The sequence below is a fragment of the Streptomyces sp. NPDC001393 genome (assembly GCF_053597455.1).
Genome location: NZ_JBSFIH010000026.1, coordinates 98,870 through 122,202, shown reverse-complemented (window position 1 = coordinate 122,202; position 23,333 = coordinate 98,870). Strand labels below are relative to the sequence as shown.

Annotated in this window: 16 protein-coding genes; 8 read left to right on the top strand and 8 right to left on the bottom strand. The window is 72.1% G+C overall.

All coding sequences use genetic code 11. The features are described 5' to 3' along the window. Nucleotides 1–127 precede the first annotated feature (127 nt). The 7 genes from ACWC2T_RS26155 to ACWC2T_RS26125 form a co-directional block, all read right to left on the bottom strand. The gene (locus tag ACWC2T_RS26155) at nt 128–1,777 is read right to left on the bottom strand and encodes a M4 family metallopeptidase (protein WP_450672794.1); all 1,650 of its coding nucleotides are present in this window, start codon (nt 1,775–1,777) and stop codon (nt 128–130) included. 237 nt (nt 1,778–2,014) lie between these two features. Continuing rightward, the gene (locus ACWC2T_RS26150; RefSeq protein WP_450672793.1) at nt 2,015–4,063 is read right to left on the bottom strand and encodes a M4 family metallopeptidase; all 2,049 of its coding nucleotides are present in this window, start codon (nt 4,061–4,063) and stop codon (nt 2,015–2,017) included. Nucleotides 4,064–4,374: 311 nt separating this feature from the next. Then, a complete protein-coding gene (locus ACWC2T_RS26145; protein WP_450672792.1) occupies nt 4,375–6,168 on the bottom strand; it encodes an ABC transporter ATP-binding protein in 1,794 nt (597 codons plus the stop codon). 175 nt (nt 6,169–6,343) lie between these two features. After that, on the bottom strand, nt 6,344–8,050 hold the full coding sequence (locus tag ACWC2T_RS26140; RefSeq protein ID WP_450672791.1) for an ABC transporter transmembrane domain-containing protein: 1,707 nt from the start codon (nt 8,048–8,050) through the stop codon (nt 6,344–6,346). 163 nt (nt 8,051–8,213) lie between these two features. Next, complete coding sequence (locus ACWC2T_RS26135; RefSeq protein WP_450672790.1) at nt 8,214–8,738, bottom strand: hypothetical protein; 525 nt, start codon at nt 8,736–8,738, stop codon at nt 8,214–8,216. A gap of 259 nt (nt 8,739–8,997) precedes the next feature. Continuing rightward, nucleotides 8,998–10,869: an ABC transporter ATP-binding protein gene (locus ACWC2T_RS26130; RefSeq protein WP_450672789.1), complete on the bottom strand. Its 1,872-nt coding sequence runs from the start codon at nt 10,867–10,869 to the stop codon at nt 8,998–9,000. Beyond that, on the bottom strand, nt 10,866–12,668 hold the full coding sequence (locus ACWC2T_RS26125; RefSeq protein ID WP_450672788.1) for an ABC transporter ATP-binding protein: 1,803 nt from the start codon (nt 12,666–12,668) through the stop codon (nt 10,866–10,868). The genes ACWC2T_RS26130 and ACWC2T_RS26125 overlap by 4 nt, the downstream gene beginning before the upstream one ends. A gap of 207 nt (nt 12,669–12,875) precedes the next feature. Here ACWC2T_RS26125 and ACWC2T_RS26120 point away from each other — a divergent pair, with 207 nt between their 5' ends. The 4 genes from ACWC2T_RS26120 to ACWC2T_RS26105 are packed head-to-tail and all read left to right on the top strand — an operon-like array spanning nt 12,876 to nt 16,437. Beyond that, nucleotides 12,876–13,796, top strand: coding sequence for an ATP-binding cassette domain-containing protein (locus ACWC2T_RS26120; protein ID WP_450672787.1), 921 nt, complete (start codon nt 12,876–12,878; stop codon nt 13,794–13,796). Beyond that, the gene (locus ACWC2T_RS26115) at nt 13,793–14,527 is read left to right on the top strand and encodes an ABC transporter permease (RefSeq protein WP_450672786.1); all 735 of its coding nucleotides are present in this window, start codon (nt 13,793–13,795) and stop codon (nt 14,525–14,527) included. The genes ACWC2T_RS26120 and ACWC2T_RS26115 overlap by 4 nt, the downstream gene beginning before the upstream one ends. A gap of 25 nt (nt 14,528–14,552) precedes the next feature. Next, nucleotides 14,553–15,803 carry a sensor histidine kinase gene (locus ACWC2T_RS26110; RefSeq protein ID WP_450672785.1) on the top strand — a complete coding sequence of 417 codons (1,251 nt, stop codon included), beginning with the start codon at nt 14,553–14,555 and terminating at the stop codon, nt 15,801–15,803. After that, nucleotides 15,793–16,437, top strand: a complete 645-nt coding sequence (locus tag ACWC2T_RS26105; protein WP_450672784.1) for a response regulator — start codon at nt 15,793–15,795, stop codon at nt 16,435–16,437. The genes ACWC2T_RS26110 and ACWC2T_RS26105 overlap by 11 nt, the downstream gene beginning before the upstream one ends. A gap of 9 nt (nt 16,438–16,446) precedes the next feature. Here ACWC2T_RS26105 and glgX read toward each other — a convergent pair whose 3' ends face one another. After that, nucleotides 16,447–18,708: a glycogen debranching protein GlgX gene (gene glgX, locus ACWC2T_RS26100; RefSeq protein WP_450672783.1), complete on the bottom strand. Its 2,262-nt coding sequence runs from the start codon at nt 18,706–18,708 to the stop codon at nt 16,447–16,449. Between the two features lie 290 nt (nt 18,709–18,998). Between glgX and ACWC2T_RS26095 the strand changes: the two genes are divergently transcribed. The 4 genes from ACWC2T_RS26095 to ACWC2T_RS26080 all read left to right on the top strand — a co-directional run bounded on the left by ACWC2T_RS26095 (nt 18,999) and on the right by ACWC2T_RS26080 (nt 23,317). Beyond that, nucleotides 18,999–20,222, top strand: a complete 1,224-nt coding sequence (locus tag ACWC2T_RS26095; RefSeq protein WP_450672782.1) for a L,D-transpeptidase — start codon at nt 18,999–19,001, stop codon at nt 20,220–20,222. Nucleotides 20,223–20,379: 157 nt separating this feature from the next. Further along, complete coding sequence (locus tag ACWC2T_RS26090; RefSeq protein ID WP_450672781.1) at nt 20,380–21,606, top strand: L,D-transpeptidase; 1,227 nt, start codon at nt 20,380–20,382, stop codon at nt 21,604–21,606. Between the two features lie 140 nt (nt 21,607–21,746). Further along, nucleotides 21,747–22,514, top strand: coding sequence for an enoyl-CoA hydratase/isomerase family protein (locus ACWC2T_RS26085; RefSeq protein WP_450672780.1), 768 nt, complete (start codon nt 21,747–21,749; stop codon nt 22,512–22,514). A gap of 299 nt (nt 22,515–22,813) precedes the next feature. Continuing rightward, complete coding sequence (locus ACWC2T_RS26080) at nt 22,814–23,317, top strand: ATP-binding protein (RefSeq protein WP_450672779.1); 504 nt, start codon at nt 22,814–22,816, stop codon at nt 23,315–23,317. Nucleotides 23,318–23,333: the final 16 nt, after the last annotated feature.

Sequence of the window (23,333 nt, the reverse complement as noted above, 5' to 3'; positions counted from 1 at the left end):
CGGCATTCATGAGCCTCCCCCACGCTCGAACAGGCTCGCGCGGGGGCACCCCCATCGCGGCGGGCGCAGGGCCGCCCTCCGGGCGACGACGGGAGTTTGACGACAGGACCTAGGCCACGCGCGTGTGTCAGCTGACGTTGACCGCCGACCAGGCCGCGGCCACCGCCTTGTACTCGGTGCTGCTGGAGCCGTACAGCGCCGACGCCGCGCTCAGCGTGCCCGTGCGGGCCGCCTTGTAGTCCGTCGTCGACGTGAAGTACGTCGTCAGCGCCTTGTACCAGATCTGCAGCGCCTTGGCGCGGCCGATGCCGGTGACCGTGGAGCCGTTGTACGTCGGGGAGTTGTACGTCACCCCGTTGATCGTCTTGGAACCGCTGCCCTCCGACAGGAGGTAGAAGAAGTGGTTCGCGACGCCCGAGGAGTAGTGGACGTCCAGGTTGCCCACCGACGAGGACCAGTAGTCGGCGCTGCCGCCGTCCTTGCTGGGCTTGTCCATGTAGCGCAGCGGGGTGCCGTCGCCGTTGATGTTGATCTTCTCGCCGATGAGGTAGTCACCGGGGTCGGAGGGGTTGTTGGCGAAGAACTCCACGCCGGTGCCCATGATGTCGCTGGTCGCCTCGTTCAGGCCGCCCGACTCGCCCGAGTAGTCCAGGCCCGCGGTGTTCGCGGTGACGCCGTGGCTCATCTCGTGGCCGGCCACGTCCAGCGAGGTCAGCGGGTGGGTGTTGCTGTCGCCGTCGCCGTAGGTCATGCAGAAGCAGCTGTCGTCCCAGAAGGCGTTGACGTAGTTGCTGCCGTAGTGGACCCGGGAGTAGGCGCCGACGCCGTCGTTCTTGATGCCGCTGCGGCCGAACGTGCTCTTGTAGAAGTCCCAGGTCTCCTGCGCGCCGTAGGCGGCGTCCGCGGCGGCCGTCTGGTCGTTGGAGGAGCTGGAGGCCGTGCCGGTGCCGAAGACGTTCGTCGAGTTGGCGACCAGGGTGCCCTTGCCCGAGGTCTTGCGGGCGAGGTTGTAGGTCTTGTGACCGCCCCGCGAGGCGTCGGTCAGGTTGTACGACGAGCCCGACTGGGTCGTGGTGAGGCTGACCGTGCCGGAGTACAGCGTCTTGCCGGTGCCGGTCGCGTTCTCGATGCCCTGGTACGCGAAGAGCTTCTTGCCGGTGGCGGCGTCGGTGATGACGTGCAGCTGGTTCGGGGTGCCGTCGTCCTGCAGGCCGCCGACGACCGTCTCGTAGGCGAGGACGGGCTTGCCGGAGCCGGCCCAGATCACCTTGCGGGCGCCGTCCGCGGCGGACTGGGCGGAGCCGAGGGTCCTGGCGGCGGACACCGCCTGCTTCTCGGCCTTGGCGGCGCTGATCTGCGGCTTGAGCGAGGCGACCTTGATGGTCGCGGTGGTCGCCTTGGTGACGCCCTCGGTTCTGCCCGACTTGGAAGTGTGCACGACCAGGTCGCCACCGAGCACGGGAAGGCCGGCGTAGGTGCGCTCGTAGCGGGTGTGGACGGTGCCGTCGACGTCCTTGACGACGTCCTTGACGACCAGCTTCTCCTTGGCGCCGAGGCCCAGTTGCTGCGCCGTCTGCGCGGCGTCGGCCTGCGCCTTCTGTATGAGGGAGACGCGGGCCGAGTCGGACAGCGCGGCGGGGGCGGCGGCGAGGGGCGCGCCGCTCTTGCCGGCGGCGGTCGCGGTGGTGGTCAGGCCGGTGGAGAGCAGGGCTCCGGCGGCGACGGCGGTGGCGATGACCAGAGTGGCGCGCTTGTGACGCGTGTAGCGGGGGGTCACGCAAGCTCCTTCTCGTGGGGAGTCCGGTCAGCGTGGGGTTACTGGCCGGTGAGGTGGGGTGAAGCTCTGCGGCAGGTGAAGGAAGGGTGACATTGAGGGCGCGTACATGTCAGGACCCTGAAGTGATGTTGACCGGAAAGCGGCTGGCCGGGAAACATTTCAGGGGTGTTAACGGGCGCCGTCCGAAGGTGCCGGACCCTCGAACGGCGCCCAGCTCCCGGGCTTTTGGCGGCCGATCTACGGGAACGTCAGCTTCCAGCCGTTGAGCGTTCCGGTGTCGTAGGTGGCCTGATCCTGCACCCGCAACTTCCAGGTCCCGTTGGCCGGTTCGGCGGAGGCGTTGACCGTGAAGGTCTGCTTCACGTTGTGGGCCGAGTCCGAGGAACTGAAGTCCTTCAGACGGTAGGCGGTGCCCGAGGGGCCGACGAGGTCGATCACCAGGTCACCCCGCCAGGTGTGCGTGATGTCGACGTACACCTGGAGGTTGCCCGGCGCGTTTCCGCTCCGGCCGGAGACCGTGATGTCCGAGCTGACGGCGGGCCCGTTGTCCGGGATGGCCACGGCGGTGTTGCTCTCGTACGTCGTACCTCCGCCTCCGCCTCCTCCGCCGCCGTCGGAGCGTGAACCGACCGCCACGGCCGCCCAGGCGTCCTGCACCGCCTTGTACTCGGCGCCGGAGGTGCCGTACAGCTCACCGGCGGCCGCGAGGGTGCCGGTGCGGGCGCCCGCGTAGTCGGTGGTGGAGGTGAACTTGGTGGTCAGCGCCCGGTACCAGATCTGCAGCGCCTTGTCCCGGCCGATGCCGGTGACCGGAAGCCCGTCCGCGGTCGGCGAGTCGTAGCTGACGCCGTTGATGACCTTGGCGCCGCTGCCCTCGGACAGGAGGTAGAAGAAGTGGTTCGCGACACCGGACGAGTAGTGGACGTCCAGGTCGCCTACGCCGGAGTACCAGCTGTCGGCCGACGATCCGTCCTTGCTGGGCTTGTCCATGTAGCGCAGCGGGGTGCCGTCGCCGTTGATGTTGATCTTCTCGCCGATGAGGTAGTCACCGGGGTCGGAGGGGTTGTTGGCGTAGAACTCCACGCCGGTGCCCATGATGTCGCTGGTGGCCTCGTTCAGGCCGCCGGACTCGCCCGAGTAGTCCAGGCCCGCGGTGTTCGCGGTGACGCCGTGGCTCATCTCGTGCCCGGCGACGTCGAGCGAGGTCAGCGGGTCGGCGTCGTTCGAGCCGTCGCCGTAGGTCATGCAGAAGCAGCCGTCGTCCCAGAAGGCGTTGACGTAGTTGCTGCTGTAGTGGACGCGGCTGTAGGCCGCGACGCCGTCGTTGCGGATGCCGCTGCGGCCGAAGGTGTTCTTGTAGAAGTCCCAGGTCTCCTGGGCGCCGTAGTGGGCGTCCGCGCCCGCGGTGGCCGCGTTGGACGTGGTGCCGTCGCCCCAGGTGTCGTTGCTCTGGGAGAACAGGGTGCCGGTGCCCGAGGTGCCGTGGTTCAGGTTGTACGTCTTGTGGCCGCCGCGCGCCCCGTCGGTCAGCGTGTACGTCGAGCCCGACTGGGTCGTGGTCAGCTGCACCTGGCCGCTGTAGTGGGTGTTGCCGACGCCGGTCTCGATGCCCTGGTACCGGTACAGCTCCTTGCCGGTGGTGGCGTCGGTGATGACGTGCAGCCGGTTCGGGGTGCCGTCGTCCTGGAAGCCGCCGACGACCGTCTCGTAGGCGAGGACGGGCCTGCCGGTCGCGGCCCAGATCACCTTGCGCACGGAGTCCGCCGCCGACCGGGTGCCGCCGAGGGCCTTGGCCCGCTTCAGGGCCTGCTGCTCGGCGGTGGCCTTCGACACGGCCGGGGTGAGACCGGCGACCTTCAGGGTGGCGCCGGTGGCCTTGATGACGTCCATGGTCTTGCCGGACGTGTTGCTGTCCACGACCAGGTCGCCGCCGAGCACCGGAAGGCCGGCGTAGGTGCGTTCGTAGCGGGTGTGCAGGGTGCCGTCGGCGTCCTTGAGGACGTCCTTGACGACCAGCTTCTCCTGGGCGCCGAGGCCGAGGGAACGGGCGGTGGCGGCCTCGGTGGCGTCGGCGTGGCGGATCAGCTCGACGCGCTGCGAGGGCGTGAGCCGTACGGCCACGTGGGCCTTGTTGATCTTGCCGGGCCGGGGTTTCGCCGGTGCGGCGCTGGCCGGGCCCGACTGGACGGCGGCGGCGATCAGGGCGGCGACGCCGGCGAGGGCGACGGTGGCGGTGCGCCGGTGGGACGCGTGGGGGGTGCGTCTGCGAGAGGAACTGCTGCTCACACTGACTCCTTCTGCGTGACCGCGGGTCGCGCGGCCAGGGGAGACCGGACGGTGGGTTGGGGCGTCCGGGCAGATCAGGGCGTTACGCGGAACCACGTGCAGGCCGGCTCACACGAGCAGGTGTGGCTGTGGGGTTGCTGTGAGTCGGCCTGGGAAGAGTGGCAGGGGATCACCATGGCTGTCAGGACCGCGTCACAAACTTGGCCGGAAATGGTTCGTTGACCGGATGTTCATGTTCGATATGCGAACCAGTTACCGCGGGCAGAGGAGTGGGGCAAGGGCCCCACCGCCGGCCGTGAGTACGTCGTGGCTCATGACGGCCCTTCTCCCTCAGAGGAGTTGGCGTGCCCGCCGGTGTCCCCGTGCCAGGTCCGCCACAGGGCCGCGTAGGCGCCGTCGGCCGTCACCAGGTCGTCGTGGGTGCCCAGTTCCGTCAGGCGGCCGTTCTCCATGACCGCCACCCGGTCGGCGTCGTGCGCCGTGTGCAGACGGTGTGCGATCGCGATGACCGTGCGGCCCTGAAGGACGGCGGCGAGGGCGTGTTCGGCGTGCCGGGCCGTCGCGGGGTCCAGCAGGGCGGTCGCCTCGTCCAGGATCAGGGTGTGCGGGTCGGCCAGCACCACCCGGGCCAGGGCGAGTTGCTGGGCCTGGGAGCCGTCGGTGGAGCGGCCGCCCGTGCCCAGCCGGGTGTCGAGGCCGTCCGGCAGGTCCCGGACCCAGTCGTCGGCCCCGACCGTCGCGAGCGCCGCCCACAGGTCGTCGTCCGTGGCGTCCGGCTCGGCGATCAGCAGGTTGTCGCGGACCGTGCCGAGGAACACATGGTGTTCCTGCGTGACCAGGACCACCTGGCGGCGCAGCACCTCCGGCTCCAGCTCGGCCATCGGCACCCCGCCCACCGACACCGTGCCCGTGCCGGGCCGGTCGATGCCCGCGAGGAGTCTGCTGAGGGTCGTCTTCCCGGCGCCGGATGGGCCCACCACCGCCAGCCGTTCGCCGGGCCGTACCGTCAGGTCCACCCCGCGCAGCACCTCGCCGCCGCGCTCATAGGCGTACCGGACCCCGCGCACGTCGATCAGGTCGTCGGCCGGCACGGGCGAGCCGGCCCCGCTCTCCCCGCGCGGCGCCTGTGCCAGTCCCTCCACGCGGGCGAACGAGGCGCTGCTGCTCTGCAGTTGCTCCACGCGCATCAGGATCTGGTCCAGCGGCTCGGTGAACTGCCGCAGATACAGCGACGCCGCCACCACCGCGCCGATGCCGACCGCGCCCCGCTGGTGCAGCCAGCCGCCGAGCAGCAGCACGCCCACCACGGGCACGGTGTACGTCACCTCGATCGCAGGGAAGAACACCGTCCGCAGGAACAGCGTGTAGAAGCGGGTACGGCGGGACTCCTCCAGCGCGTCCCGGCTCGCCGCGATCCGCCGCTCGCGCAGCCCGAACGCCTCGACCGTCCGGGCACCGGCCGCTGTCGCGGCGACGATCTCGGCGACCTGGGACGTGGCCGCGCCCTCGGCGAGGTAGCCGTCCCGGGCCCGCCGCAGATACCAGCGCAGGGCCAACCAGATCGGGGTCAGCCCGAGCAGCCCGAACGCCCCGAGCAGCGGGTCGAGCGCGAACACCGCGACCAGCACGAACAGCGCCTGCACGGTGTTGACCAGCAGCTCCGGGCCGACGTCCCGCAGCGTGCTGCCGACGGTCGCCACGTCTGCCGTGCCGCGCGCCGTCAGATCGCCGGTGCCGGCCCGCTCCACCAGGGACGCGGGCAGCGCCAGCACCCGCTCGACGTACTCCTCGCGCACCCGGGCCAGGGTCCGCTCCCCGAACCGGTACCCCACGAGCCGCGCCCACCGGGCCAGCAGCAGCTGCGCCAGGGCGCACAGCAGGATCCACGGCGCGAGCCGGTCCACCGCGCCGGCCCCCTGCCCGCCCCGCACGTCGTCCACGATCCGCCCGACCAGCCACGGCCCGACCAGTCCCGCCCCCGCCGCCAGCGCGTTCAGCAGCAGCGCGGCGCCGAACGCCCGCCCGTCGGCCCGCACCAGCCGCAGCGCGGCCCGCCGCACCCGGCCCCGGTCGGCGACCGGCAGCAGCCCCTCACCCGCCGTCACCGCACGACCCTCTCTGCATCCACGAGTGCGAGCGCCCGACGGCCCGACTGCGTGAGCCGGGTCCGGCCCGCTTGTGGGTATCGCGGGGCTCGTTCCGTGTCCTGGAGCGTGAGTGCTGGGTTGCCGGGCTGCCTGAGCCTGGGTCGGCCGCCCCCGATCCGGTCCCGTGTCCCCGTCACCGTACGGCCCCTTCCGTGTCCCGGGCGACGAGGGCGCGGTAGGCCGGTTCCGTCGTGAGCAGCCGCCTGTGCGGTCCGCTCGCCGCGACCTTGCCGTCGACCAGGAAGACGACCGTGTCCGCGCGGTCCAGCACCAGCGGCGAGGTGGACGTCACCACCGTCGTGCGGCCCTGACGCGCCTGGCGCAGCCGCCGCGCGACGGTGGCCTCGGTGTGCGCGTCCAGCGCCGAGGTCGGCTCGACCGCGAGCAGCACCTCCGGGCCGGCGAGCAACGCCCGCACCAGCCGCACCCGTTGCCGTTGCCCGCCCGACAGGCTGCGGCCCTGGCCGGACACCGGCGAGTGAGTGCCCTCCGGCAGCCCGCGTACGACGTCCTCGGCGGCCGCCGCGTACAGCGCCCGGCCGAGCTCAGCCTCGTCGGCGGGGTGCCGGGCGGCCACGACCTCCCGCAGCGGCCCCGCGAACAGGTCGGCCTCGTGGTCCGCGACCAGGATCCGCCCGCGCACCTCCGCCAGCGGGACCGCGTCCAGCCGCACTCCGCCCCAGGTGGCGTCGGTCGGCCCGAAGCGGCCGAGCCGGTCCACCACGGCGGCGGCCTCGGCGGGCCGGGCGGTGGCCAGCGCGGTCAGCCGGCCCGGCACCACCCGCACCCCGGACGCCGGGTCGTGCAGCTCGGCCGGTCCCTCGGGCGCCGGCAGCGTGCCCTCGTCCGGCTCCGGCTCCAGCCGCAGCAGCCGTACGACCCGGCGCGCGGCCACCACGCCCCGGTTCAGGTCGTAGGCCATCTGCACGAAGAACGCCACCGGTCCGATCAGCACCGCGACATAGCCGTACACCGACACCAACTGACCGATGGTGATGGTGCCTTGGGCCGCGAGCCGGGCCGCGAGCCAGGTCACCACGGCCAGGAACAGGGTGGGCAGGCCCACGCCGAGCGCCTGCACCCAGCTGGCCACCGCGCCCACCCGGTAGCCCTGCGCGCGCAGCCGCCGCGAGTCCTGCCGGAAGGCGTCCGCGAACAGCCCCTTGCCGCCGAGGCCGTTGAGGACGCGCAGCCCGCCCGCCAGGTCGCCGATGCGCGCCGCGAGCACGCCCTGCCGCTCCCGGTACGCGCTCTCCGCGCCCTGCAGCCGCAGCGTCAGCGGCCCGGTGACCAGCGCGATCACCGGCAGTCCGAGCAGCACGACGGCGGCGAGCGGCGCCGAGATCGCCAGCAGCAGCCCGGCCACCACCACGTACACCACGGCCGAGCCGACGCCGGGACCGACCACGGTCAGCGCCTGCGCGACGGTCTGCACGTCGCCGACCCCGATCGTCACCACCTCACCGGCTCCGGCCCGGCGCGGCAGGGCGGCCCCGAGCCGCACCACGTGTCCCACGACCACTTTCACCGTGCGGAAGTTGGCGTCCATCCGCACCCGGGTCATCGTGCGGTGCCGCATGATGCTCAGCCAGGCGTTCACCGACCCGAGCACGAACATCACCCCGGTCCACGCGGCCAGCACCCCCAGCCGCCCCGGCACCAGCCCCTCGTCCACGGCCCGCGCCATCAGGTACGGCTGCGCGGCCATCAGTACCAGCCACACACTGCCCAGCAGCGCCCCGGCCGCCGACCGCCCCGGCTGACGCAGCACCAGCCACCACAGATAGCGCCAGCCGCCGCGGGTGTCCGGGGTGCCCGGATCCTCGTACGCGTCGATCATCCGTCCCCCGATCGGCTCGAACTCGCCGGAAGCCTCGAAGGTATCCAGGGTGGGGACGGGTGCTCCATCGAATAAAGAGGGCGCTCGGGGCGCCGGCGGGCACGTACGGCGCGAGGGCCGGTCCCTCCCAAGGGAGGCACCGGCCCTCGCGTGGCCTGCGGGCTCAGCTCAGGCCGAGGCTGGACAGGGCGGTCGTCCAGTCGGTGATGAGGGCGTTCTGCGCGTCGGAGAGGCTGACGTCACCGGCGCAGACGGCCTTCTTCAGCTTGTTCTCGACGGTGTCCTTGTCCGCGGAGGTCTCGTTGCCGTAGTGGGGTTCGGGCCAGAGGTTCTCCGCGCTCCTCGGGGCGCCGCCGAGTTCGAGCGGGACGAAGTGGTCCTCCTCGTAGTCCGAGGGGTTGGTGTCGGCGTAGCCGTACTCGACGATCTGCTGTTTCTTCAGCGCGGTGGTGTAGGAGCTGGGCGGCCGTACGGTCGCGGTCCAGCCGGAGACGCAGATGGTGGAGTCGATGGTGTCCTGGGTGACGTCGGGGTTGAGGGCCCCGGGCGTGCAGGCGGGGTCGGGCAGGGGGAGGTAGCCCTGGCTGCAGCTTGCGGCGTGAGCGGAGCCGGTGGTGACGGTGAGGCCCGCCGCGGCGAGGGCGAGGGAGGAGAGGGTGGTCACCAGGGGTCGCGGTATTCGGGACATGTGGGGGTCTCCCGGTGTGGTGCCCGGCAGGGATTCCGGGCGGTCGTGGGCATGACAGCACCGGGATCATCTATGCGGGTAGACCCCTTTGCCCGACCGGGAGTTGGTTTGGTTGAACGTTTATTCACGCGAGGGCGGCGCAAAACAAGGCCTTGACGCGGCCTTGACATCACGCCCGGCAGAGAGGCCCGGAGGTGCGCCGGACGGGGCGTGATGGTCCGTCAACCACGCATCATATCCCGCGTGAACACGCGCTGAACTACGCCAGACTGTCCCGCCACGCCCGGTGCAGACCCGCGAACCGGCCCGTGCCGCCGATCAGTTCCTGCGGGCGGCCGTCCTCGACGATCCGGCCGTGCTCCATCACCAGCACCCGGTCCGCGATCTCCACGGTCGACAGCCGGTGCGCGATCACCACCGCCGTACGGCCCCGCAGCACCGTCGACATCGCCCGCTGCACGGCCCGCTCGCCCGGGATGTCCAGCGAACTGGTCGCCTCGTCCAGGATCAGCACCGCCGGATCGGCGAGCAACGCACGGGCGAACGCCACCAGTTGGCGCTGTCCCGCCGAGATGCGCCCGCCGCGCTTGCGGACGTCGGTGTCGTAGCCGTCGGGCAGGGCGCTGATGAACTCGTGCGCGCCGATCGCCTTCGCCGCCCGCTCGATCTCCTCACGGGTCGCGTCGGGCCGGCCGATGGCGATGTTGTCGGCGACCGTGCCGGAGAACAGGAACGCCTCCTGGGTCACCATGACGACCCCGCGCCGCAGTTCCGGCACGGGCAGCTCACGCAGGTCCACGCCGTCCAGCAGCACGCGGCCGTCGGAGGGGTCGTAGAAGCGGGCGAGCAGTTTGGCGAGCGTGGACTTGCCGGCGCCCGTCGAGCCGACCACGGCGACCGTCTGCCCGGCCGGCAGGGTCAGATCGAAGCGGGGCAGCACCTCGCCGCCGGTGCGGTAGCCGAACCGGACCCCGTCGAAGACGACCTCGCGACCGGGGAAGTCGCCCTTCAGTGGCGGGAGTTCACGCGGGTGTGCCGGCTCCGGCACGGACGGGGTCTGGGCCAGCAGCCCGGCGACCTTCTCCAGGGAGGCGGCGGCCGACTGGTAGGAGTTGAGGAACATCCCCAGCCGGTCGATCGGGTCGTACAGCCGGCGCAGATACAGCACCGCCGCCGCCAGCACACCCAGCTCCAGCGAGCCGGACGCCACCCGGTAGGCGCCCCACAGCACGATCCCCGCGACCGCGGTGTTCGCCACCAGCCGGGAGCCGACCACATAGCGGGCCATCTCCAGCAGCGCGTCCCCGTTCGTCCGCTCGTGCCGCCGGTTGAGCACGGCGAACTCGGCGTCGTTGACCGCCTCCCGGCGGAAGGCGCGCACCGGGCGGATGCCGTTCACCGTCTCCACGAACTTCACGATCACCGCCGCGATCGCCGTCGACCGCGCCCGGTACACCCGTCCCGCCCGCCGCTGGTAGAGCCGGACGAGCAGGTACAGCGGCACGAACGAGGCCACCGCGACCGCGCCGAGGCCGAGGTCCAGCCACAGCAGCATCGCCGAGATGTAGACGAAGGACAGCACGACGGTCGCCAGCTCCTGCAGGCCGTCGTTCAGGAGTTCGCGGAGCGACTCGACGTCGGTGGTGGAGCGGGAGATCAGCCGTCCGGACGTGTAGCGCTCGTGGAAGTCGATGCTCAGCGCCTGCGCGTGCCGGAAGATCCGGCCCCGCAGATCCAGCAGCACGTCCTGGCTGACCCGCACGGAGGCCTCGACGAACGCGAACTGCAGCAGGCCGGAGGCGAGGGCGCACAGCAGATAGCCGGCGCCGACCGCGATCAGCGGACCGTGCCGGTGGTCCCGGAACGCCGGTACGGCGGTGTCGATGGCGTACGCCACCAGCAGCGGGCCCACCTGCACCGCCGCCTGCTGGAGCAGCAGGAGGAGGGCGGTCAGGGCGGCCCTGCCCTTCAGGGGCGCGAGCAGGGAGCGCAGCAGGGCGGCCGTGGCGCCGGGCGGGGCGGGCAGGACGTCCCGGTCGAAGACGTCGCCGTCACTGCCGTCGCTCTTCGGGCGCGGGCCGGGGAGTTCGTCGTCCTCGGCGGTGGGAGTGGAGGCGGTCGTGGTGGTCAACGGGAGTCCTCCGTGTCCCCGGAGTGTGCGGATGCTCCGGACATCAGGTGCGCGTACTCGGCGTTGGTGCGCAGCAGTTCCTGATGGGTGCCGACGGCGGCGATCCGGCCGCCCGAGAGCAGCGCGACCCGGTCGGCGAGCAGCACCGTCGACGGGCGGTGGGCCACGATCAGCGCGGTGGTGTCGGCGAGGACCTGCCGCAGTGCGGCCTCCACGGCGGCCTCCGTGTGCACGTCCAGGGCGGACAGCGGGTCGTCCAGCACCAGGAACTCCGGTCTGCCGACCACCGCGCGGGCCAGCGCGAGGCGCTGGCGCTGGCCGCCGGAGAGGCTGAGGCCCTGCTCGCCGACGCGGGTGTCCGTGCCCTGCGGGAGGGCGTGCGCGAAGTCGGCCTGCGCGACGGCGAGCGCCCGGTCGAGGTCCGCTCTCCCGGCGCCGTCCGGGGCGCCCATCAGGACGTTGTCGCCGACGCTCGTGGAGAACAGCGTGGGTTCCTCGAAGGCCACGGCCACCTTCGCGCGCAGTTCCTCGCGGGGCATGGCGGCGATGTCGACGCCGTTGAGGGTGATGCGGCCCGAGGTGACCTCGTGCAGGCGGGGGACGAGGGCGGTGAGGGTGGTCTTGCCACTGCCGGTGGCGCCGACGAGGGCCATGGACTCGCCGGGGCGGATGTGCAGGTCGATGTGAGTGAGGAGGGGCGGGGAGTCCTCGGGTGCGTCGGGGTAGCGGAACCGGACGTTCTCGAAGCGGAGTCCGGTCGCGGTCGTCGTCGCCCGCCCACGCTCCCGGGGCGCCGTCGGCTCCTCCGGCGCCTCGTCCATCACCTCGAAGTAGCGTTCCGTGGCCGTCGCCGCCTCCTGGCCCATCGCCAGCAGGAAGCCGATCGAGTCCACGGGCCAGCGCAGCGCGAGTGCCGTACTGAGAAAGGCGACCAGCGTGCCCGCCGACAGGCCGCCGTCGGCCACCCGGACCGCGCCCAGCACCAGCGCCGCCCCGATCGCCAGTTCCGGAAGCGTCACGATGACCCCCCAGATCATGGCGAGCAGCCGCGCCTTGCGCAGCTCGGTGCCGCGCAGGGTGACCGCCAGCTCGCTGAACGCCCGTGCCTGGCTGCGGTGGCGGCCGAAGCCCTTGATGATGCGGATGCCGAGCACGCTCTCCTCGACCAGCGTCGTCAGGTCGCCGACCTGGTCCTGCGCGCGCCGCGCCACCAGGGCATAGCGCCGCTCGAAGACCGCGCAGGTCCACATCACGGGGACGGCGGGACCGAGGATGACCAGGCCCAGCACCCAGTCCTGCATCAGCATGATCACCACGCCGACGAGGATCGTGACCCCGTTGACCAGCAGGAACGTCAGCGGGAAGGCGAGAAACTGACGCAGCAGCATCAGGTCCGTCGTGCCGCGCGACAGCAGCTGGCCGGAGGCCCAGCGGTCGTGGAAGGCGACCGGCAGCCGCTGCAGACGGCCGTAGAGACCCGCCCGCATCTCCGCCTCGACGTGCGACAGCGGACGGGCCACCAGCCAGCGCCGTATGCCGAACAGGACCGCCTCGGCGATCCCGAGGAGGAGCAGATACAGCGCCCCGAGCCAGACTCCGGCCGGGTCCCGGTCGGCGACCGGCCCGTCCACGATCCACTTCAGGACGAGCGGGATCACCAGACCGGTGCAGGAGGCGACGATCGCGACGAACGCAGCCGTGAACAGCCGCGCCCGCACGGGGCGGACGTACGGCCACAGGCGCAGCAGCGTGCGGACGGCAAAACGGTCGGTCTCGGTGGTTGCACGTGTCGTGGGCATCACTCGCGAGCGTACGGACCGGCACTGACAACGCCCACCGAGTTTTGGCCGGACTCAAGCCCGCCGTTGGTCCTACGACCTGGGCGTTCGACCCCTCGGACGAGGGTGCCGCACGGGGGTCGTAGGCCCGCATCGACCGATCGGACGATGCCGCCTGGAGCGGGGTGGCCGATGTGCCGGGCCCCGCCCGCCCGGGATTCTTCTGGCATGCCATCCGTCATCGAAGTCACCGATCTGCGCAAGTCGTACGGCGGCCGGGCCGTCGTCGACGGGGTCTCCTTCGCCGTCGAGGAGGGCGAGATCTTCGGGATCCTCGGCCCGAACGGCGCCGGCAAGACCACCACCGTGGAGTGCGTCGAGGGACTGCGCGTGCCCGACGGCGGCCGGGTCCGGGTCACCGGCCTCGATCCGGTCGCCGACCACGACGAGGTCGCCCGGATCCTCGGCGCCCAGCTCCAGCAGAGCGAGCTGCAGCCCAAGCTGACCGTGCGCGAGGTGCTGGAGCTGTACGCCTCCTTCCACCCGGACCCGGCCGACTGGCGGCCGCTCGCCGAACGCCTCGGTCTCGCACCGAAGCTCGGCACCCGGTTCGCCAAGCTGTCCGGCGGTCAGCAGCAGCGGCTGTTCATCGCGCTGGCCCTCGTGGGGAATCCACGGGTCGTCGTGCTGGACGAGCTGACCACGGGCCTCGACCCGCGCGCCCGCCGTGACACCTGGCAGCTGATCGAGGACGTCCGCGCGAGCGGCGTCACCGTGCTGCTCGTCACCCACTTCATGGAGGAGGCGCAGCGGCTGTGCGACCGGATCGCGGTGATCGACCGGGGGCGGGTGGCCGCCCTGGACACCCCGGCCGGGCTCATCCGCCGGTCGGCGGGCGCCACCGTCATCAGCTTCACCCCGTCGGCCCCGCTGGACGACCACGACCTCGCCGGCCTCCCGGCCATCGCCTCCATCGAGCGCAAGGACGGCCGGATCACGCTCTCCGGCACCGACGAGACCGTGAACGCGGTCATCACCCTGCTCGCCCGGCACCGCATCACCGCCCACCAGCTGCGCGTCCTGGACGCCACCCTCGACGACGCGTTCCTGGACCTGACCGAAGGACCGACCAAGGAGGCCGCGGCATGAACACCGCCGTCCTGCGCACCGAGTTCCGGCTGTTCCGCCGCGAACCCGGCGCCGTTTTCTGGATCTTCCTGTTCCCGACGCTGCTCCTGGTCATCCTCGGCTCGATCCCGTCGTTCCGTCGGGCCGACACGTCCCTGGGCGGGCTGCGGCCGGTGGACGCCTACGTGCCCATCGCCGTACTGATCGCCCTGATCATGTCCGGGGTGCAGTCGCTGCCCCAGGTCCTGACCGGCCACCGCGAGCGGGGCATCCTGCGCCGGATGCGGCTCACCCCCGTACGGCCCTCCGCCCTGCTGTCCGCCCAGATGGTCGTGCAGGGCACGGTGGCGCTGGCCTCGGCGCTGCTCGCGCTCGTCGTCGGCCGGCTCGCCTTCGGCGTGACGCTGCCGAAGCAGCCGGCCGGGTATCTGCTGGCGCTGCTGCTCGCGACCGGGGCGGCCCTCGCCCTCGGCTCCGTCGTCTCGGCGCTGTCCCGCACCACGAAGATGGCGAGCGCGATCGGCTCGGCGGTGTTCTTCCCGATGATGTTCTGCGCGGGCGTGTGGCTGCCGGTGCAGGAGATGCCGCACACGCTGGCCCGCGTGGTGCAGCTGACCCCGTTCGGCGCGGCGGCCCGCGCCCTGGGCGAGGCGGCGGCCGGACACTGGCCCGGCTGGACGCACCTGGGCGTGCTCGCCCTGTGGACGGTGCTGCTCACGGCCGGTGCCGCCCGCTGGTTCCGCTGGGAGTGAGCGGGCCGTGCCGGACACTGGTGGCATGACGACCGCCGCGCACCAGCAGCCCCGGGCCTCCTTCGACACATGGGGACCCTGGGCGCTGCTGGCCGCCGGTGTCGTCGCCGCGGCCATCTCCGCCCCTCTGACCGGGATGGACCGGCCCGGGAAGGTCCTCTCCGCCGTCCTCGTGCCGTTGGCTGTCGTGCTGCAGCTGTGCTGGGGGAGGGTGAAGCGGAAGCGGCCGGGCCCGAGCCGCACCGGTGTCTGCCTCTACCTGCTGCGCTGGGCCCTCGGCTTCGTGCTGACCTGGGCCAACCCGTTCTTCGCCTTCTACGCCGTGACCGGCTACTACACCGCGGCCCGGGAGCTGCCCCGCCGGCTGGTGCTGCCCGGTCTCTTCCTGACCGCCGTCACCATGGCCGGCAGCGAGATCGGCGGCTGGCCGCCGCACGGGCCGATCCTGTGGCTCGGCTTCTTCCTGGTCCTGGCCGTCAACATGGTCCTGGTCACCGTGTTCACCCGGTATGCCGCGCAGGAGCAGGACCGCGCCGCCGTCCAGGCCGACACCATCGCCGAACTGGAGCGCACCAACACCGCGTTGCAGCAGGCCCTGGACGAGAACGCCGCGCTGCACGCCCAACTCCTGCTCCAGGCGCGGGAGGCGGGCGTCGCCGACGAGCGCCGCCGGCTCGCCGCCGAGATCCACGACACCATCGCCCAGGGCCTGACCGGGATCATCGCCCAGCTCCAGGTCGTCGCGGGCGCCTCCGACCTGGCCACCGCCCGCACCCACCTGGAACGCGCCTCCGCGCTGGCCCGGCACAGCCTGGGCGAGGCTCGCCGCTCGGTGCACAACCTCGCGCCCGTCGCCCTGGCCGCCGACGGCCTTCCCGAGGCCCTGGAGAAGACGGTCACCGAATGGGGCGAACGCACCGGAGCACGCGCGGAGTTCACGGTCACCGGCACCACCGAGCAGCTGCACGACGAGGTCTCGGCGACCCTGCTGCGCATCGCCCAGGAGGCCCTGTCCAACGCGGCCCGGCACGCGCGCCCCACCCGCGTCGGGGTGACCCTGTCCTTCATGGGCGACGAGGTCACGCTGGACATCCGCGACGACGGCACCGGCTTCGACCCGGCCGCCGTACCGGAGCGCACCCGCAGCGGCGGCTTCGGCCTGGACGGGATGCGGGCCCGTGCCGAGCGCATCGCGGGCTCGCTCACGGTCGAGTCGGAGCCGGGGCACGGCACGGCGGTGTCGGCTCGCGTACCGTTGGTGCGCGATGACCGCTGAGCCTGTGATCTCCCTGCTGATCGTCGACGACCACCCGGTGGTCCGCGACGGCCTGCGCGGCATGTTCGAGTCCGCGCCGGGCTTCCGGGTGCTCGGGGAGGCCGCGGGCGGCGTGGAGGCGGTGGCGCGGGCCGCCGCCCTGGACCCGGACGTGATCCTGATGGACCTGCGGATGCCCGGCGGCTCGGGCGTCGACGCGATCCGCGAGCTGACCCGCCGGGGCGCCCGCGCGAAGGTCCTGGTCCTCACCACCTACGACACCGACACCGACACCCTGCCCGCGATCGAGGCGGGCGCGACCGGTTACCTCCTCAAGGACGCCCCGCGCGACGAGCTGTTCACCGCCGTCCGGGCCGCCGCCGAGGGCCGCACGGTCCTGTCCCCGGCCGTCGCCTCCCGCCTGGTGCACGCGGTCCGCACCCCCCGGCAGCCCGGCGCCGAGCCGCTGTCCGCCCGCGAGCGCGAGGTGCTGGCCCTGGTCGCCAAGGGCACCTCCAACCGCGAGATCGCCCGCGAGCTGTTCATCAGCGAGGCGACCGTGAAGACCCACCTCACCCACCTGTACGCCAAACTCGGTGTCAGCGACCGTGCGGCGGCGGTGGCGGCGGGGTACGACCGGGGGATCCTCGGCTGAGTCACGGGCTCAGACCACGCGCAGCAGCAGCACCGCCCGCTCCGGCACCGTGATCTCCGTCCCCGCCGGATGGACCGTGCCCGGCGGCTCGGCCTGGTCCTCCCGGGAGGTGTCCACGACCACCTCGTACCGGTCCGCCCAGGGCCGGGCCGGCAGTACGAAGACGGTCGGGTCCTCGCCCGCGTGCAGCACCGCGAGGAAGCTGTCGTCCGCGACCGGTGCGCCCCGCTCGTCGCGGCCCGGGATGTCCCGGCCGGAGAGGTACATGCCGAGCGTGGCCGCGGGGGCGTACCAGTCGCCCTCGGTCATCTCCGTGCCCCGCGCGGTGAACCAGGCCAGGTCGCGCAGTCCGTCCGCCGAGTGGGCGCGGCCGGAGAAGAAGGCGCGCCGGCGCAGCACCGGATGCCGGTGGCGCAGCGAGATCAGCCGGGAGGTCAGCTCGAACAGGGGCCGCCAGGCGGGGTCGTCCAGCAGGGACCAGTCCAGCCAGCTGATCGGGTTGTCCTGGCAGTAGGCGTTGTTGTTGCCGCGCTGGGTGCGCCCGAGTTCGTCGCCGGCCACCAGCATGGGCACGCCGGTGGACAGCAGCAGCGTGGTCAGCAGGTTGCGCAGCTGACGGCGGCGCAGGGCGCGTATCCGCTCGTCCTCCGTCTCGCCCTCCGCCCCGCAGTTCCAGGAGCGGTTGTCGTCCGTGCCGTCGCGGTTGTCCTCGCCGTTGGCCTCGTTGTGCTTGCGCTCGTACGACACCAGGTCGCGCAGGGTGAAACCGTCGTGCGCGGTGACGAAGTTGACCGAGGCGTACGGGCGCCGGCCGCCCCAGGCGTACAGGTCGCTGGAGCCGGACAGGCGGTAGCCCATCTCGCGGACGTCGGGCAGGGCGTGCCGCCAGAAGTCCCTTACGGCGTTGCGATAGCGGTCGTTCCACTCGGTCCACAGCGGAGGGAACGCCCCCACCTGGTAGCCGCCGGAGCCGATGTCCCACGGCTCGGCGATCAGCTTCACGCGCCGGAGAACCGGGTCCTGGGCGATGACCGCCAGGAACGGGGAGAGCATGTCGACGTCGTGCATCGAGCGGGCCAGCGCCGCCGCGAGGTCGAAGCGGAAGCCGTCCACGCCCATCTCGGTCACCCAGTAGCGCAGCGAGTCGGTGATCAGGCGCAGCACCTGCGGCTGGACGACGTGCAGGGTGTTGCCGCAGCCGGTGTAGTCGGCGTACCGGCGGGCGTCGTCCTGGAGCCGGTAGTAGCCGCGGTTGTCGATGCCCTTCAGGGACAGGGTCGGGCCCAGCTCGCCCGCTTCCGCCGTGTGGTTGTAGACCACGTCGAGGACGACCTCGATGCCGGCCGCGTGCAGCGCGCGCACCATGCGCTTGAACTCGCCGACCTGCTGGCCCGTCGTACCGGAGGCCGCGTAGGCGGCGTGCGGGGCGAAGTAGCCGATGGAGTTGTAGCCCCAGTAATTCCGCAGGCCCCGGCGCAGCAGATGGTCCTCGTGCGCGAACTGGTGGACGGGGAGCAGCTCGACGGCCGTGACGCCCAGCCGCACCAGGTGCTCGATCGCCGCCGGGTGCGCGAGGCCGGCGTAGGTGCCGCGCAGCTCCTTCGGGACGCCGGGGTGCAGCTTGGTGAATCCGCGTACGTGCAGCTCGTAGATGACCGAGTCGGCCCACGGCGTCTTCGGCCGGCGGTCGTCCTCCCAGTCGTCGTCATCGTCGACGACGACCCCCTTCGGGACGTACGGCGCCGAGTCCCGGTCGTCGCGCACGGTGTCGGCGACCTGCTGCTCGGGCCAGTCCCGGACGTGCCCGTACACCTCCGGCGGCAGTCGGCAGTAGTCGTTTCCCTCGGCTCCGTCCACCGCCCGCGCGTACGGGTCCAGCAGCAGCTTGGCCGGGTTCCAGCGGGCGCCGGTCCACGGGTCCCAGCGGCCGTCCACCCGGTAGCCGTAGCGCTGCCCCGGCATCACGCCCGGCACGAAACCGTGCCAGATCTCGTGCGTCAGCTCGGTCAGCCGGACCTGGGTCTCCCGGCCCCGCTCGTCGAACAGGCACAGCCGGACCGCCTCCGCGCCGCCCGCCCACAGCGCGAAGTTGGTGCCCGCGACCCCGTCCGGGCCGACCCGGAACCGGGCCCCCAGCGGTGTCGGGGCGCCCGGCCACACCACGGGAGCCGGTACCGCGGCGCGCCGGGCGCCGTTCACCACGGCCGGCTGCTGCCCGGTCCCGGCGGCCGGTTCCCCGGCCGGTGCCCGCTGCTCGGCTGCGCTCGTCACCTGTCGGCCCCTCTTTCAGTGGCTCGCCCCCGGGGCGGTGCGACCGGCCGTGCCGAGGAGCCGAGGCTGCCCCGCAGCACCCTCGGCCGCCCGGTACGGCTGCGCCCCGACGGCCGGGGGCGCCCTCTGGACCGGTGCGCTGTCGTCCCTTCCAGCCGATCCGATCCAAGAAGGCGCCCCCTCCGGCGCGGGCGCGGCGGCTCCCCAGCGTGTCGTCCTTCCCTCTGTTCTGCCCAGTGCGTGCGTCGCACTCACGTTTCCCCGGAGCGGGCCCGGTCGTTGAGCCGCGCGTGAGGCACGTACAAGGACGCGCGCGGCGCGCGGGAGCCGCGCTGGCCGCCGTACTGACATGGGCGGCACTGCTGGCAGGGTGCTCCGCCGGGGGCTTCGGACCGCTCGGGCTGGACGGGGCGCCCGGCAGGCCCCCGGCGCCCGAGGACGTCATCCGTGTGACCCCCGGCGACGACAGCAGGGCCGTCCGCCCCGAGCAGCCGCTGCGGGTCCGGGTGCCCGACGGGCGCCTGCGGAAGGTGACCGTCGTCAGGTCGCTGGACGCACAGGACTCCCCGGTGCCCGGGCACATCAGCGCCGACGGCCGTACCTGGCGGCCGGACGGGGACCGGCTGGCGCTCGCCGCCCGGTACACCGTCGACGTGGTGGCGCAGGACGCGGACGGCCGCCGCTCGGCCCGGCACACCACCTTCACCACGCTGGTCCCCGGCCGGCGGTTCATCGGCTACGTCACCCCCGAGAACCGTGCCGTCGTCGGCACCGGCATGATCGTCTCACTCACCTTCAGCCGGAGGATCACCCACCGGGCCGCCGTCGAACGCGCCGTACGGGTCAGCGCGCAGCCCCCCGTCGAGATCCGCCCGCACTGGTTCGGTGGCAGCCGGCTCGACTTCCGTCCCGAGCAGTACTGGAAGCCCGGCACCGAGGTCACCGTCGACCTGAACCTGCGGGACGTCCAAGGAGCCCCCGGTGTCTACGGGTTGCAGGACAAGACCTTCTCCTTCACCGTCGGCCGCAGCCAGGTCTCGCTGGTCGACGCCGCGCGGCACACCATGCAGGTGCGCCGGGACGGGCGGCTGCTCGCCACCGTGCCGATCACCGCGGGCGCCCCGGAGAACCCCACCTACAACGGCAAGATGGTGGTGATGGACATGCGGCGCGTCACCCGCATGAACAGCCGCACGGTCGGCTTCGGCGGCGAGTACGACATCCCCGACGTCCCGCACGCCATGAAGCTCACCGACTCCGGCACCTTCGTGCACGGCAACTACTGGTCGCCGAGCGCGCCGGGGCGGGTCAACGTCAGCCACGGCTGCGTCGGTCTCAGGGACGTCCGGGGCGGCAGTTCGGCCACCCCGGCCGGCTGGTTCTTCGACCGCAGCCTCGTCGGTGACGTCATCGAGGTCGTGGGCAGCCAGGAGAAGACCGTCGCTCCGGACAACGGCCTCGGCGGATGGAACATGACCTGGCAGGAGTGGAAAGCCGGCAGCGCGGTGAAGTAACCAGGTGAGGGGCCCGGTTTCGGGCGGCGGTGCGGGCGGAAGTTGCGACGGAACGGTGACGTTCGCCTGACACCCCGCTCAGAACCAGGCGGTTAATATGCGCGCACCAGTGTGGTGGGGAGCGGGCCTGGGCCAGGCCCGGCGAGGGGAGAACAACTTGAACGTGCGGCCTGTATCGGGGGCGTCGGCGGCGGGGCGACGAGGTCGTAGGGGGCTGGCGCTCATATCCGGCGTCCTGGTGCTCTCGCTCGCGGCGTGCGGCGGGGGCGGCAAGGGGTCGGACGACGCGGGCAAGGGCTCCAGCACCCAGCAGGGCAAGCAGCAGTCCACCGCCGCCGTCGCCATATCGCCGAAGTCCGGTGCCACCGGCGTCGACACCAGCGGCGCGCTCAAGGTGCGTGTGGCCAGGGGCAAGCTGACCGATGTCACCGTCAAGGACGCCAAGGGCCGGGCGGTCCCCGGCTCCATAGCCGGCGGCGGCGCGTCCTGGGCGCCGTCGACCCATCTGGCCGCCGCCACCAGGTACACCGTGCACGCGGTCGCCAAGGACTCCGAGGGCCGCGAGGCCGCCGAGAACTCCTCGTTCACCACCCTCACCCCGAAGAACACCTTCCTCGGCTACTTCACCCCCGAGGACGGCTCCACCGTCGGCGTCGGAATGCCGTTCTCCGTCAACTTCACCCGGGGCATCACCCACTCCGACGCCGTCAAGAAAGCCATCAGGATCCGGACCGAGCCGGCCGTCGACGTCGAGGGTCACTGGTTCGGCAACGACCGCCTGGACTTCCGCCCCGAGAAGTACTGGAAGGAAGGCACCAAGGTCACCGTCGACCTCGATCTGGACGGGGTCGAGGGCCGCGACGGCGTCTACGGCAAGCAGCACAAGACCATCAGGTTCACCATCGGCCGCAACCAGGTCTCCGTCGTGGACGCCAAGAACCACACGATGAAGGTCACCCAGGACGGCAAGGTCATCAAGACCCTCCCGGTCACCACCGGCAAGCCCGGCTACGACACCTGGAACGGGCAGATGGTCATCAGCGAGAAGCTCGCGGTGACCCGGATGAACGGCGAGACGGTCGGCTACGGCGGCGAGTACGACATCAAGGACGTCCCGCACGCCATGCGCCTGACCACCTCCGGCACCTTCCTGCACGGCAACTACTGGGGCGGCGACGCCTTCGGCAACTACAACGCCAGCCACGGCTGCGTCGGCCTGCGCGACGTGCGCGGCGGCTACGACAGCTCCACCCCGGCCGCCTGGATGTTCGACCACTCCATGATCGGCGACGTGGTGATCGTGAAGAACTCCCACGACCGCACGGTGGACCCGGCGAACGGGTTCAACGGGTGGAACATGTCGTGGGCGGACTGGACGAAGTAGGGGCGCTCCGCGCCTCGTAAGGGGCGCGGGGCTGTGCCTGATATGCGGCTCCGCAGCGTGGGCGCGAGCAACCACGACGGCCTGCACCCGACGACGTACCGGTGGTCCCCTCCGCGTGAACGCCCGCTAACCTGCGGAGCATGACCGTCACTCTCGAAGTCGCCGAAGGCGTCGGAACCCTGCGTCTGGACCGGCCGCCGATGAACGCGCTGGACGTCGCCACGCAGGACCGCCTGAAGGAGCTCGCCGAGGAGGCCACGCGCCGCGACGACGTGCGCGCCGTGGTGATCTACGGCGGCGAGCGGGTGTTCGCGGCGGGCGCGGACATCAAGGAGATGCAGAACATGGACCACACCGCGATGGTCCTGCGCGCCCGCGCCCTGCAGGACTCCTTCACGGCCGTGGCCCGCATCCCCAAGCCCGTCGTCGCCGCCATCACCGGCTATGCTCTGGGCGGCGGCTGCGAACTGGCCCTGTGCGCCGACTACCGCATCGCCGCCGAGAACGCCAAGCTCGGCCAGCCCGAGATCCTGCTCGGCCTGATCCCGGGCGCCGGCGGCACCCAGCGGCTGCCCAGGCTGGTGGGGCCGTCCAAGGCCAAGGACCTCATCTTCACGGGCCGTCAGGTCAGGGCCGAGGAGGCCCTCGCGATCGGCCTGGTGGACCGGGTCGTCCCGGCCGCGGAGGTGTACGAGCAGGCGCACGCCTGGGCCGCGAAGCTCGCCCTGGGCCCGGCGATCGCCCTGCGCGCGGCGAAGGAATCCGTCGACACCGGACTGCAGACCGACATCGACACCGGCCTCGCCGTCGAACGGAACTGGTTCGCGGGCCTGTTCGCCACCGAGGACCGCGAGACGGGCATGCGCAGCTTCGTGGAGGACGGCCCCGGCAAGGCCAAGTTCCGCTGAGCGTCGGCGGTGTGAGCATCCCCGTAACTCCCGCAGGGCTCCTTGTAATTGACGCATCGTGACGTCCGGGTCCCTCGATGGGGCGGTTTATGGGAGCCTTAAGGCAACCTTAAGCCTGCGCGGTCGAGGGAGCCTGACGATTGCCCGGAAGTGAGCCGTCTTCGCAGGTCAACCAGACCCTACCGATCGGTTACGTGCCATCGGCATATGCCATTCGATCGGTGGAGAAAGGGGGCGTGCAGGGGGCGCATTCCTTCGGAACGCCCCCCAAGACGGCTCCGGGCCGCCATCATGGGGGCATGGCGGGGCTGGAGGGCATCGAACAGCCGCGGGGACACAGCCGTGCGGCCGCGGCACGCTGGTCGCCCGCGGTCGAGGACGAACAGGCGCTCAAGGCGCTCGAACTGTTCGGCAACCCGACGGAGGCGGAGGTACCGCTGCCGTCCCGCCCGGAGTCCGCGGCAACCGCCCGCCGGCTCGCCCAGGTCGTCGTGCTGCGCACCTGGCGGCTCGGCCCCAGGCTGACCGAGGACGCCGTCTTACTCGTGTCCGAACTCGTCGGCAACGCCGTACGGCACACCGGCGCCCGGGTCTTCGGCCTCCGGATGCGGCGCCGTCCCGGCTGGATCCGGGTGGAGGTCCGCGACCCCTCGCGCGGCCTGCCCTGTCTGATGCCCGTCCAGGACATGGACATCAGCGGCCGCGGGCTCTTCCTCGTCGACAAGCTCTCCGACCGCTGGGGCGTGGACCTGTTGCCGCGGGGCAAGACGACCTGGTTCGAGATGCGGGTGGCCGACAGGTAGCGAGGGCGTGGCGTCG

Excerpts from the sequence above, each read along its gene's own strand:
- ACWC2T_RS26105 (WP_450672784.1), top strand. The coding sequence starts at position 15,793 with ATGACCGCTGAGCCTGTGATCTCCCTGCTGATCGTCGACGACCACCCG.
- ACWC2T_RS26115 (WP_450672786.1), top strand. The coding sequence starts at position 13,793 with ATGAACACCGCCGTCCTGCGCACCGAGTTCCGGCTGTTCCGCCGCGAA.
- ACWC2T_RS26140 (WP_450672791.1), bottom strand. The coding sequence starts at position 8,050 with ATGATCGACGCGTACGAGGATCCGGGCACCCCGGACACCCGCGGCGGC.
- ACWC2T_RS26085 (WP_450672780.1), top strand. The coding sequence starts at position 21,747 with ATGACCGTCACTCTCGAAGTCGCCGAAGGCGTCGGAACCCTGCGTCTG.
- ACWC2T_RS26135 (WP_450672790.1), bottom strand. The coding sequence starts at position 8,738 with ATGTCCCGAATACCGCGACCCCTGGTGACCACCCTCTCCTCCCTCGCC.
- ACWC2T_RS26110 (WP_450672785.1), top strand. The coding sequence starts at position 14,553 with ATGACGACCGCCGCGCACCAGCAGCCCCGGGCCTCCTTCGACACATGG.
- ACWC2T_RS26080 (WP_450672779.1), top strand. The coding sequence starts at position 22,814 with ATGGCGGGGCTGGAGGGCATCGAACAGCCGCGGGGACACAGCCGTGCG.
- ACWC2T_RS26120 (WP_450672787.1), top strand. The coding sequence starts at position 12,876 with ATGCCATCCGTCATCGAAGTCACCGATCTGCGCAAGTCGTACGGCGGC.
- ACWC2T_RS26125 (WP_450672788.1), bottom strand. The coding sequence starts at position 12,668 with ATGCCCACGACACGTGCAACCACCGAGACCGACCGTTTTGCCGTCCGC.